At 41.2% G+C, this 13318-nt stretch carries 7 protein-coding genes; 5 read left to right on the top strand and 2 right to left on the bottom strand.

Annotated elements, in window-relative coordinates:
• Positions 1–83: 83 nt before the first annotated feature.
• Positions 84–716 (top strand): pentapeptide repeat-containing protein, encoded by a 633-nt coding sequence (locus tag JF53_RS13525; protein ID WP_053071857.1) that lies wholly within the window; start codon positions 84–86, stop codon positions 714–716.
• 54 nt (positions 717–770) lie between these two features.
• On the opposite strand, the gene JF53_RS13520 is transcribed toward JF53_RS13525, so the two are convergent.
• On the bottom strand, positions 771–1787 hold the full coding sequence (locus JF53_RS13520) for an LLM class flavin-dependent oxidoreductase (protein ID WP_047980366.1): 1017 nt from the start codon (positions 1785–1787) through the stop codon (positions 771–773).
• 322 nt (positions 1788–2109) lie between these two features.
• Here JF53_RS13520 and gltB point away from each other — a divergent pair, with 322 nt between their 5' ends.
• From gltB to asnB, 4 genes are all read left to right on the top strand, one after another.
• A complete protein-coding gene (gene gltB, locus JF53_RS13515; protein ID WP_083443636.1) occupies positions 2110–6750 on the top strand; it encodes a glutamate synthase large subunit in 4641 nt (1546 codons plus the stop codon).
• Positions 6751–6774: 24 nt separating this feature from the next.
• The gene (locus JF53_RS13510) at positions 6775–8259 is read left to right on the top strand and encodes a glutamate synthase subunit beta (RefSeq protein ID WP_047980367.1); all 1485 of its coding nucleotides are present in this window, start codon (positions 6775–6777) and stop codon (positions 8257–8259) included.
• Between the two features lie 428 nt (positions 8260–8687).
• Positions 8688–9755, top strand: a complete 1068-nt coding sequence (gene rlmN, locus JF53_RS13505; RefSeq protein WP_047980368.1) for a 23S rRNA (adenine(2503)-C(2))-methyltransferase RlmN — start codon at positions 8688–8690, stop codon at positions 9753–9755.
• Positions 9756–9852: 97 nt separating this feature from the next.
• Complete coding sequence (gene asnB, locus JF53_RS13500; RefSeq protein WP_047980369.1) at positions 9853–11706, top strand: asparagine synthase (glutamine-hydrolyzing); 1854 nt, start codon at positions 9853–9855, stop codon at positions 11704–11706.
• Positions 11707–11748: 42 nt separating this feature from the next.
• On the opposite strand, the gene JF53_RS13495 is transcribed toward asnB, so the two are convergent.
• A complete protein-coding gene (locus JF53_RS13495) occupies positions 11749–13008 on the bottom strand; it encodes a GGDEF domain-containing protein (protein WP_047980370.1) in 1260 nt (419 codons plus the stop codon).
• Positions 13009–13318 lie beyond the last annotated feature (310 nt).

The following is a 13318-nucleotide window of genomic DNA, read 5'->3' as shown; positions in this document are numbered from 1 at the left end:
AAGCGAAGTATATTTCCGGAGCGGGTCAAGTGCGCCCAAATCATATCTAGTGGCATTTTTACTACACATAAATGGAGGATACCATGGCATTTAAACTAGATCGACCCAAACTACCACACGACTTACCAACAAAAACCTTCGAAGCAATCGACGGGGGCTATTATGACAACTGCACATTTAAAGACTGCGTGATTACGAGAGAAGACATGGCCCGCATCGCCTTTGATCAAGTAACGTTCGACCATGTACAGTTTGAAGGCTCAGATTTCACCAACATCGAATTTACCGATTGTATTTTTGACCATTGCGACCTATCCAATGCAGATTTCACTGGTGGAAGTATTCACCGTGTTGAATTTAATCATTCAAAGCTTATCGGCGTAATGATGACCGAATCCACCTTAGGAAATGTGCTGTTTGATAACTGTCAGCTGAACTTGAGCTCTTTCGGTTATTCCAAGCTTAAACAAGTAAGATTTATAGAATGTGCAATGAAAAATAGTGATTTATACGAATGTAAGTTTCAAAAAGTAGACTATCAGAATTGTGATCTAGAAGAGGCGAATTTCGCTAATACGAGACTAACGGGTGTTGACTTATCAACCTGTTCATTTACGAGAATGCAGGTTTCGTTAGAGAGTATGCAAGGCTGTATCGTGTCCACCGATCAGGCTTTGGGTTTTGCGCGGATGCTAGGCCTTACCATAAAGGAATAAAAAATCAGCGTTATCCAGTCTACCAGGATAACGCTGATTTCGTTAAGCTAGCTATTACTTCATCAATTCCGCAACAATCTCATAAGACCGTAATCGATCCTTCTGGTGGAAAATCTGAGAGCCGATAATTAATTCATCTGCTCCTGTTTCTTGAATAAAGCTTTCTAATCCCTTCTTAACCGTTTCCTTATCTCCAACAATCGTTGTCTTCGGATCAAGTGTCTGCTGTACAGCTGCTAGTTCAGCAGGGGAATAGATTTCTTCCAGATTATCGACAGGTGGAAGCAGCTTTGTTGGCATGCCTCTACGAAGATTTAGGAATTGCTGTTTTTGTGATGAGGCAATTCGCTCCGCCTCTTCGTTTGTATCGGCTGCAATGACATTAATGCCAAGCATAACGTATGGTTTTTCTAACACTTCCGAGGCTTGGAATCTGCTGCGATATAAATGCAGTGCTTCGGATAAATAAGCTGGTGCGAAATGACTTGCAAAGGAGAATGGAAGTCCTTTTTGCGCTGCTAGTTGTGCACTAAATCCACTAGAACCGAGCAACCAAATCGGAATGTTTAACCCTTGACCAGGAACTGCTATCACACGTGAAATTGGTTTTTCAGAAAAGTAATCCTGTAGTTCATTAACCTGCATTGGAAAGTCTTCTACGCTCATATTTAATGTTCGGCGCAATGCATAGGCTGTAGCCTGATCACTTCCAGGTGCGCGACCTAATCCAAGGTCAATTCTCCCTGGATATAGGGATTCTAATGTCCCGAATTGCTCAGCGATTACTAATGTTGCATGGTTTGGTAACATAACTCCTCCAGCACCAATGCGCATATGTTTCGTAGCCCCTGCAATATGTCCGATCACGACAGCAGTAGCTGAACTGGCAATGCCAGGCATATTATGGTGTTCGGCTAGCCAGTATCGATTAAATCCCCAATTCTCAACATGTTGCGCTAAATCAACACTGTTTTTAAAGGAATCGCTAGCATTACTGCCCTCATTAATTGGTGCTAAATCGAGAACAGATAATGGTATATTGGAAAAAGTCTTTGCTTGTTCTGACATCATATTGAATCACTCCTTTAAGATAGTTCCTTAGTAAGCAATGATAAGTATTTTATTGAAAGGAGTCCACTTATACGCTTATGCATGAACTATGAATAAAAATTAATGGTATCCATTATTTTGTTAGCGTTTTCAAAACTAGACACAGCAACAGTTTGTATAAATATAAATTTCTGAATATTGCGTATTGAAAGTATTTGTGTTAAACTATTATCAACCTGCTTTTTAGCAAGACGAATAGTGAAAAATTAATAATACGTACATAACGGCTTATTGCTTTTTGGCATAAGCCTTCTTTATACAACAATGGAAGGGAGCTGTTGTGATGACGCAAACTGGATACCCAGAAGCTCAAGGATTATATCGTCCGGAATTCGAGCACGAAGCGTGCGGAATTGGGATGATTGCTAATGTAAATGGAAAGAAATCACATAATATCGTTCAAAATGCAATTAACATGCTGTGTAATATGGAACATCGTGGGGGCCAATCTGCCGATACGAGCACAGGTGACGGGGCAGGTATCCTAACCCAAATACCGGACCGATTTTTCCAAAAGCAATGTAGAAAAGAAGGCATTACCCTTCCGAATGAAGGTGATTATGCAATCGGAATGGTATTTTTACCAAATGACCTTGATACCCGAATTGCGTGTAAGCAAGTTATTGAGGACATCACAGAAGCAGAGGGTCAAGTATTCCTCGGGTGGAGACCGGTGCCATTGAATGAATCGTTCATCGGAACCGTAGCAACAAAAAGCAAACCAACCATCCGCCAAGCCTTTATTCAAAAATCAGCTGACATCAGCGATCAGCAGGATTTTGAACGAAAACTCTTTGTCATTCGCAAACGAATCGAACAAGTAATAAAACAAAACACCTCCTATCATGAAACATATATTTGTAGTTTGTCATCTAGAACAATCGTTTACAAAGGAATGCTAATCCCAGAACAATTAGATTCCTTCTACATTGATTTGAACCATCCCGATTTTAAATCCGCACTTGCAATCGTGCACTCTCGCTTTAGTACGAATACGTTTCCGAGCTGGAAACGGTCACACCCATATCGCTACACAATCCATAATGGTGAATTTAATACGATACGGGGAAATGTGAACTGGATGCAGGCACGAGAGAAGCTTTGTCACTCACGTTATTTTGATGAGGATGATTTACAAAAAATTTTACCTGTGATTGATGCGGACGGAAGCGACTCTTCTATGTTTGATAATACATTTGAATTTTTACATCTCTCAGGTTACTCCTTAGCACATACAGCCATGATGATGATTCCAGAACCATGGGCCAATGACCAAACCATTAAAGAAGAGAAACGAGACTTTTATGAGTTTCATAGTACATTAATGGAGCCGTGGGATGGACCAAGTGCAATCGTGTTTACAAATGGCAATCAGATTGGTGCCTGTTTAGACCGAAATGGGCTAAGACCAGCCCGCTATTATGTTACGAAAAATGGCATGATTGTACTCGGTTCAGAGGTAGGTGCATTAGATATTTTTGCCGACGATATTTTATATAAAAGTCGCTTACAGCCAGGGAAAATGCTTCTGGTTGATTTAGAAAAGGGAATTATTATCCCAGATGAAACGATTAAATTACAGGTTGCCTCACAAGAGCCGTACAAAGAATGGTTAATGGAGCTAAAGGATATTCATGATATTCCCAATCCCAAATTACAAAAGCCGGTTTATCGTGGGCAAACACTAGTCGAACAACAAATTGCTTTTGGATATACACGAGAAGAACTGACCAAGATCATCAAGCCGCTAGTAACGGAAGGGAAGGATCCGATTGGCTCGATGGGCTATGATGCACCACTTGCCGTACTTTCCAAGAAACCACAATTATTATTTAGTTATTTCAAGCAATTATTTGCTCAAGTAACCAACCCGCCTATTGATGCCATTCGTGAAAAGCTAATTACGATGACTACAACAACCATTGGACCAGAAGGAAACCTAGTAAATCCAGGACCAGAAAGCTGTAAACGAATTCGGTTGGAGACGCCGATACTGACAGCCCAGCAATTAGAAAAGCTAAGAAAGCAACGTATTCATGGCTACCGGTCTGTCACATTATCCATTTTATTCAACGGGAACGAGAGTATGGAGGAAGCATTAGAAGCACTGCTAAAAGAGGCGGATAAAGCTGTTTCCAGAGGGGCTACATTTTTAATTTTATCGGATCGAGGCATGAACAAAAAACGTGCAGCCATTCCGTCATTGTTGGCGGTGTCTGGATTACACCACTATCTCATTCGAAAAGGTGTACGGACAAAGATAAGTATTTTAATAGAGTCTGGGGAACCAAGAGAAGTGCATCATTTTGCAGCCCTAATCGGCTATGGGGCAGAAGGAATCACGCCGTATATTGCATTTGACACGATCCAATCGTTGGTAGAAAACGGGGAAATAGACACATACGGACCAGAACAAGCAATAGCGAACTATATTGCTTCTGTTACGGATGGGATTGTAAAGATTTTATCCAAAATGGGAATATCTACGATTCAAAGCTACCGAGGTGCACAGATTTTTGAAGCAATCGGTATTGCAAGCGAGGTCGTGGACAAATACTTCACAGGAACAGCCTCCAGATTGGGTGGAATCGGGTTAAGTATTATTCAAAAGGAAGTAATGCTTCGGCATGAGAAAGCCTTCAAGGAGAACCGAGGCGGTAATGAGTCACTTGAGGAAGGCGATGATTACCAGTACCGAGCAGGTGGAGAAGATCATCAATACAATCCGAAAACAATCATGACCCTCCAGCATGCGGTTCGATCTGGTGACTACGATTTGTTCAAGACCTATTCCAATATGCTGACAGATGAAAAAGAAAATCTACAATCATTACGAGGATTGCTCCAATTTAAGCAACGACAACCAATTCCAATCGACGAGGTGGAGTCAGTTGAGGCGATTTGTGCTCGGTTTAAGACAGGTGCCATGTCCTTTGGGGCGATTAGTAAAGAAGCACATGAAGCACTTGCAATTGCAATGAATCGCATAGGTGGTAAAAGTAATTCTGGTGAAGGCGGCGAATCGAGTGATCGCTATACACCAGATGAAAATGGTGATTTAAGAAGGAGTGCGATTAAACAAGTTGCCTCTGGTAGATTCGGTGTGACGAGTAGTTATCTAGTGAATGCAGATGAGATCCAGATCAAAGTGGCACAAGGTGCGAAGCCTGGAGAAGGGGGTCATCTCCCAGGTAAAAAGGTATACCCATGGGTGGCCGAAGTGCGTGGCTCAACAACAGGTGTGGAATTAATTTCCCCCCCACCACACCATGATATTTATTCGATTGAAGATTTAGCAGAGTTAATTTTCAATTTGAAAAATACGAATCCAGAAGCCCGGATTAGTGTGAAGCTAGTATCTGCTGTCGGTGTTGGAACAATAGCCGCAGGTGTAGCCAAGGGACGTGCTGATCATGTGTTAATTAGTGGCTATGATGGTGGCACAGGTGCAGCGCCAAATACAAGTCTAAAGCATGCTGGGCTGCCATGGGAAATCGGATTAGCCGAGACACACCAAACCTTACTTCTAAATGGATTGCGTGACCGAATTGCGGTGGAAGCGGATGGGAAGATGATGACTGGACGTGACGTCGTAATCGCGACGTTACTTGGTGCCGAGGAATTTGGTTTTTCAACTGCTCCGTTAGTTGCCTTAGGATGTGTCATGATGCGTGTTTGTCATTTAGATACATGCCCTGTTGGGATTGCGACGCAAAATCCAGAACTCCGGAAAAATTTTGCTGGAGATCCGGCACATGTTGTGAACTTCATGAAATTCATCGCGATGGAAACAAGGGAGATTATGGCGGCATTAGGGTTTAGAACTATTGAGGAAATGGTTGGGCGTACTGATATTCTGGAGGCGAATGAGGCAATTGATCATTGGAAGGCAAATGGAATTGATCTAACGGCTTTATTGTATCAGCCAGAGCATACGCGAAATACCGCTAATTACAAAAGGATAGAACAAGATCACGGAATTGACAAAACCTTGGATTATCAGGAGTTAATACCAAATTGCAGGTGGTTATTTAAAGAAGGGAAACGTGTGAATTTCACTACCGCCATTCGAAATATCCACCGGGCAACGGGTACCTTGTTAGGTAGTAGAATTACAAAGCATTACGGGGAAGCCGGTTTGCCAGAGGATACGGTCACATTAAACTTTAGTGGCTCAGCGGGACAGAGCTTTGGTGCTTACATTCCAAAAGGGATTACCTTGAAGCTAACTGGTGATGCGAATGATTTTGTTGGAAAAGGATTGTCAGGCGGGAAAATCATCGTACATCCAGATCCAGTCGTCACCTTCCAGCCAGAAAAGAATATCATTATCGGTAATGTTGCCTTCTACGGAGCGACATCAGGGGAAGCGTTTATACATGGTATCGCTGGTGAACGCTTTTGTGTTCGGAATAGTGGTGCAAATGTTGTGGTAGAGGGTGTTGGTGACCATGGCTGTGAATATATGACTGGTGGTAGAGTCGTAGTCTTAGGTGAAACGGGTAAAAATTTTGCCGCAGGAATGTCTGGTGGAGTCGCCTATATATTTGATGAGGATGGAACGTTCCGAGAAAAGGTAAATCCAGAAATGGTTCATATCCAAGGACTGCAGGATTTATCCGAAGTAGATGAAGTGTATGGCTTGATTGAAAAGCATGTGCGCTACACCAATAGTACTCATGCGGAGCGGATTTTATCCTACTGGGATAAGAATGCTGATAAATTCATTCGCGTTATTCCGAAAGTCTATGCCAAAATGCAGGCGAGGATTAAATCATTACTCGCAATGGGACTATCAAAATTTGATGCGGAAATGCAAGCTTATGAGGAAATGCATCTTGCACCATCGGAAGATAGCTTTATGACTAAAAGTGAACTACTACCAAAAGCATCTCGAACGATTGAAAAAATTACATCCAGCTAATGCATACATGAGAGGAGGGTACGAATGGGTAAACAGACAGGATTCATGGAATATGATCGGAAAACGAGAAGGGAACGGAACCCAGCTATTCGGATTAAGGACTGGAAGGATTATACCGAACCAATGCCTGACAAAGAGGTCCGTATTCAAGGTGCGCGATGCATGAGCTGTGGAGTGCCGACCTGTCATGTAGGACTAGAACTGAATGGTGTTACAACCGGATGTCCATTAAACCATCTCATTCCTGAATGGAATCACTTAGTCTATGAAGGGAAATGGCACGAAGCACTTTTGCGTGCACAGGATAAAAATAACTTTCCAGAATTTACGGGTATTGCTTGCCCAGCGCCTTGTGAAGGCGCATGTGTACTTGGAATTAATGAGCCGCCAGTAGCAATCAAATCTGTTGAACGAGCGATTGTGGAGAAGGGCTTTGAAGAAGGGTGGATAACACCGAATCCTCCGAAGAAGCGTACCAGTAAAAAGGTAGCGGTCGTTGGCTCTGGGCCTGCTGGATTAGCGGCTGCCGCTCAGTTAAATAAGGCAGGGCATAAGGTTACCGTATTTGAACGCGACGATCGTGTGGGTGGGTTATTGACTTATGGTATTCCGGAGATGAAGCTGCCATATGAAATTGTAGAACGACGTGTAAACCTGTTGCAAGAAGAGGGCATTCGATTCGTCACCAATACAGAAGTTGGAACGGATTATTCGGTTGACAAGCTACAGATGGACTTTGACGCTACCATCTTAACAGGTGGTGCAACAGTCCATCGGAATATGGAAGTGCCAGGAAGTAATCTAAAAGGGGTTCACGTTGCAATGGACTTCCTGCATGCGAACACGAAGAGTTTACTCGATTCAGACCTGGAGGATGGCCAGTTTATCTCTGCAACGGATAAGGATGTCATCGTTATTGGTGGTGGCGATACTGGTACCGACTGCTTAGCGACTGCGGTTCGTCACAACTGCCGAAGCCTAACCCAGTTTGATATTTATGAACAAAAAGCACCTACTCGAGACGAAAGTACAAATCCGTGGCCACAATATCCAATTATTCACCGCGTGGAATATGGTCATAAAGAGGCAACCAGTAAATTTGGGGAAGACCCCCGTGCATTTGCGGTTATGACCAAAAAATTAGTCGGTGATGAAAATGGCCATATTAAAGAAGTGCATACGATTAATGTTCGAACTCGCTATGAAAATGGGCAAAAGCTTCGAGAAGAAATTCCAGGTACGGAAAAGGTATGGCCAGCAGACTTGGTACTTATTGCGATTGGATTCCAAGGTCCAGATCAGCAGCTACTAAAGCAGCTGGAAATTGAAACCAATTCAAATTCCACTGTGAAAGCATCATACGGGGACTATACAACAAATATTGAGGGAATCTTTGCTGCGGGAGATATGCGCAGAGGACAAAGCTTAATTGTATGGGCAATCCATGAAGGAAGAGAAGCGGCTAGAGAATGTGATCGCTACTTAATGGGTGCATCCGATTTGCCATAACGCAGAGCCTGGGACATAAGTTAAATGAAAAGATGATATTACGAACAGTGCACTAATTCAGTGTAGGGAATATACGGAGACTCCTACGGGAAGACAGGCCTAGGTGAGACCCCGCAGTGATGCGCCTGCGTCTTATAGAATCGCTACGTAGCGGTCTTCCTCGGCGCAAGGCAGCGAAGAAGCTTATTCACAAGTAGTAGCCTGGCTCATCAGCCGCCCGTGGAAAGCGGAGTATATTCCCGAAGCGTGTATTACGCGCAAATTCGGATGTTATCTTGTCAAAAGCACTTATGTCCCAGGCTTTTCTATGCGAAATTAATTTGCGTGTGAGGACTGTTTCGAGGTATGATAGTATAGTGTTTTTGCTAAAATAATTACTGGGTTTCCAGTTTAACTGTATCATGCATTTTTAGAAACGAGGTTTAACAATGGCTAAAGAATCCATTTACGGATTAACGATGAATCAATTAACAGAATGGCTACTGGAAAAAGGTCAAAAACGATTCCGTGCTGAACAGGTGTGGGATTGGTTATATAAGAAGCGTGTTAGAGAATTTGCAGACATGAAAAATGTGAACAAGGAGACAATCTCCTTGTTAGAAGAGAACTTTGTTATCGAAACATTAGACGAGGAAATTAAACAAGTATCGAAAGACGGTACGATTAAATTCCTGTTCCGCTTATCTGACGGAAACTTAATTGAAACCGTATTGATGCGTTTTAATTATGGTTTATCAGTCTGTGTCACGACACAGGTCGGCTGTAATATAGGCTGTACATTCTGTGCCAGTGGATTATTGCGTAAGAGTCGTGATTTATCCGGTGGTGAGATTGTGGAACAGATCATGAAAGTACAGAAGCATTTAGATGAACAAGGAAAAGATGAACGGGTTAGTCATATTGTTGTCATGGGTATAGGTGAACCATTTGATAACTTCACGAATCTCCTTAACTTTATTCGAGTGGTTAATGATGAAAAAGGTCTTAAAATTGGCCAACGTCATATTACCGTATCAACAAGTGGCTTAGCGCATAAAATTTATGAGTTTGCTGATACCGAATTACAGGTTAACTTAGCAATCTCGCTACATGCCCCTAATAATGAACTTCGTACGCAGATTATGAAAATCAACCGTGCATTTCCGATTGAGAAGCTAATGCAGGCGGTAGATTATTATCTTGAGAAGTCTAATCGACGGATCACATACGAGTATATTATGCTAAAAGATGTCAATGATCATCAAGAAGAGGCAATACAGCTTGCCAAGCTATTACGTAAAAAACGCCATCTATCATATGTGAACTTAATTCCGTACAATTCCGTTGAAGAGCATAACCAATACCAGCGCAGTGATACAACGTCTATCCAAGCGTTTTATGAAACATTAAAAAACAATGGTATCAATTGTGGGGTTCGTTGGGAAAACGGCGCAGACATTGATGCAGCTTGTGGACAGCTAAGAAGTAAGCAAATTAAAAAGCAAAATATCGTATAAAGCACGATAAAGACTGACGCAGAAAAAATCTGGGTCAGTCTTTTTGTCGTTGAATATAATGGTGAAATATAATCATCACGAAAAAGGAGTTAGTCACATGTGTGGATTTGTTGGTGTGCTAGTGAAGGATGACCACCAATTAACCGAAGACATAAGAGAGCAGATGAATCAGGCAAAGACCTTTATCAAGCATAGAGGACCAGATGAGGATGGACGGTTTCAAGATGACCTTATGCTAGTGGAATTTGTCCGGTTGAGTATAATCGACTTGGATAAAGGGAAGCAGCCATTTTACTTTGGTGAAGATCGTTATGTACTTGTATTTAATGGTGAGATTTATAATTATAAATTATTGCGTTCTCGCCTCCAGAAGAAGGGCTATACCTTTGAAACCGAATCAGACACAGAAGTTGTTGCCACTATGTTTTTGGAATTTGGCGTGAATGCTTTTCGGGAACTAAGAGGAATGTTCGGACTGGCCATTTGGGATAAGGAAGAGGCGATTCTTTATGGAGCTAGAGACCCGTTCGGGATAAAGCCATTCTTTTACATGGAAGAGGACGGGGTATTCTATTTCGCTTCCGAGAAAAAAGCAATAACAACCGTTACTACCTCCCTTCCTCTTAATGAACAAGCACTCCAGCATTATTTCTCCTTCCAATACGTACCGACTCCGATGACATTAACGAACCCCATTCAGCTACTTGAACCCGGTCATTACTTCATTAAAAAACCACAGGAAAAAATAAGTAAGTCCCGTTATTTTCATGCAACCTTCCAACCAATTGACGGCAACGAAAAACAGATCATTAATCGAATTCAAGAAGTAATGGTCGATTCTGTTGAGGCTCATATGCAAAGCGATGTGCCGGTTGGGGCATTCTTATCAGGAGGTATTGACTCTAGTTTAGTTGTAGCGATAGCCAAGCACATGCAACCATCGATCAAAACCATATCAGTGGGGTTTGCAGAAGAAGGATATTCCGAAATACCGATTGCGGAAAGGACTGCGGCGGCGTTAGGAGTAGACAATATATCCTATGTCATTAGCCCAGAGGAATATGTTCAAAGTCTGTCTGAAATTATATCGCAATTAGATGATCCGCTTGCAGATCCCGCCTGTGTTCCACTGTATGTTGCAGCAAAAATTGCAAAGAATCATATGAAAGTAGTACTCTCTGGTGAAGGAGCGGATGAATTGTTTGGGGGCTATAATATTTATCGTGAATTTGAGTCATTGAAGCTATTTCGCTATATACCATCGATACTACTCAAATGGCTCAAGTATTTGTCACGGATTTTACCAGAAGGAGTGGCTGGAAAAAGCTTTATTGAACGGGGTACTACGCCACTTAAAGAGCGCTATATTGGGAATGCGAAGTTATTTGAGGAACAAGAGAAGCAAGCATTACTAACATCGTATCAAGCATCATGCAATTACCGACAAGTAACAGGAGAGCTTTTTGACCGTGTGGAAAATGATCATCCACTACATCAAATGCAATATATCGATATTCATACATGGCTCCCAGGTGATATTTTATTAAAAGCAGATCGCATGACAATGATCCATTCCATTGAGTTAAGGACACCATTTTTAGATAAAGAAGTGTTTGAAGTCGCTCGAAAAATCCCTGTGGAATATAAAATTACTGACCACACGACTAAGGCGATTTTGCGTAAAGCTGCGAAAGAATTTGTACCAGACCATGTGATAAATCGTAAAAAGCTAGGATTTCCAGTGCCAATTCGGCATTGGCTTCGGAATGAGCTGTATGAATGGGCACAAGCTATAATTAGGCGTAGTAACACAGATCATATTATCAATAAAGCATACTGCCTAAAGCTTTTAACCGAGCATAAACTCTATGAACGAGATCACGCCCGAAAGCTATGGGCCGTACTTATGTTTATGCTGTGGTACAAGAATTTCATCGAAGACCAAAGTTAACACATGGCTTGATTGGGGATACCTTGGCATGCGCCTAGACAATTAATCGGTATACCGTACTGACAGTGGAATGTCATTCATCCCATTCTTCGCAGAAATTCGATTTTTACCAAGGTCCTTCGATTTAATTAAGAGTTGGTCTGCATAAATATAAGCCTTTTTAATATCTAGTGTTTCATTTGCTTTATAATAGTACAAGCCAAACGAAGCCGAAAGTGAAATAGGAATGGTTTCATTATTATATTCCGCAACGGCAGGTGTCGTAATGATGCCATTTCGAATTCTTTCTACTAAAGTAACACATTCGTCATAGTCTTTATTCCGAATGAAGATCGTAAATTCCTCGCCACCACTCCGGAAGAGAAAATCATCCTCAGTTAAATAGTTTTGCAGCACAGAAGCGAAATGCTGAATAGCACGATCCCCGACGGCGTGATTATACGTGTCATTAATCCGTTTAAAGGAGTCAATGTCAGTTACAATAATGGCTAAGCGTTCACCAGATTCGTTTAACTCACTCATTTTCTTATCCATAAACGTCCGGTTATACACCTCTGTTAGAAAATCCGTATAGGCCATTTGTTCAAATTTATCCCGTTCCATCTTATGTTGGAGGGTTTGGTTAATTGCGATATTGGACCTACTAACTAAATAGTTGAACAGGAATAGACTGATAAGCATTTCCCATTGTTCGTTTTGTAAAAATATGAATAGAAATGCATTCGAAAATGCGATTTTTCCCATATCAAGAATACTTCTGCTTTTAATAAACGTAATAGCATCGTGTAAGGTTTTAATATCTCCAGTAATCGAGAAAATCACAGTTAAGTACAGGTGGGATAGTAATGACATAATAATCACAAGTGCAATTATAAGTATCCAATACCCAAATGGAACCTGATCAAATACAGGCTCTAAACCGTGGAAAAGGTAATAGGCAATCGCGCCATTTAGGGCAAAAGACCCAGTGTTATAAAAAGTATGTAAAAACTCTTCTTCATCAGCCGTTTTAGTTGCTTTTCGAATAAAAAAGATGGTGAACATATACAATGCTTCATAAATAAAAGCCCCAAGCGGTCCAGCGAATAAGGCCATCGCAATACTATAGGAAATGGCATAATCGATATTGGCGTTCCCTTGTTTGACGGCAACCTTTAAATGATAGTAAAGAATAGAAAAGAGATAAAATAAAGCTAGTACTAATAAATAAGTATCCCATTTCACTTGAATAGCACCGGAGCTTATTGCCACAACAACAGATACCATAAAAATAAAAATGATAAATAGTTTATCGAGACGCATGGATTGCATACCCCCCTTCCTGGACGTATAATCTAGTAAGTCTATCAACTATATTGGGTAAAAATTCCTACATCTTATAATATACCATATTTTGATAGAGATTCTTTAAAATTTTTAGAAAAAATAATAAAAATTTCAAACCGTGTAGTAGCATGTGAATACCGTCATTTTTACCGTAACAGCACGTCCCAAAAAAGGATCTATTTCATCCTCATTTAGACTTATTGAAGAATAGCTTATACATGCGTATAATGAAGAATATATAAGTAGAAAGTATGTTGTTGTTCCAAACAAAACTATTGCTACAAGT

This window comes from Ornithinibacillus contaminans (genome assembly GCF_001038425.2).
GTDB lineage: Bacteria > Bacillota > Bacilli > Bacillales > Amphibacillaceae > Ornithinibacillus > Ornithinibacillus contaminans.
The sequence above is the reverse complement of the archived record's forward strand: the minus strand, read 5'-3'. Positions and strand labels throughout refer to the sequence as shown.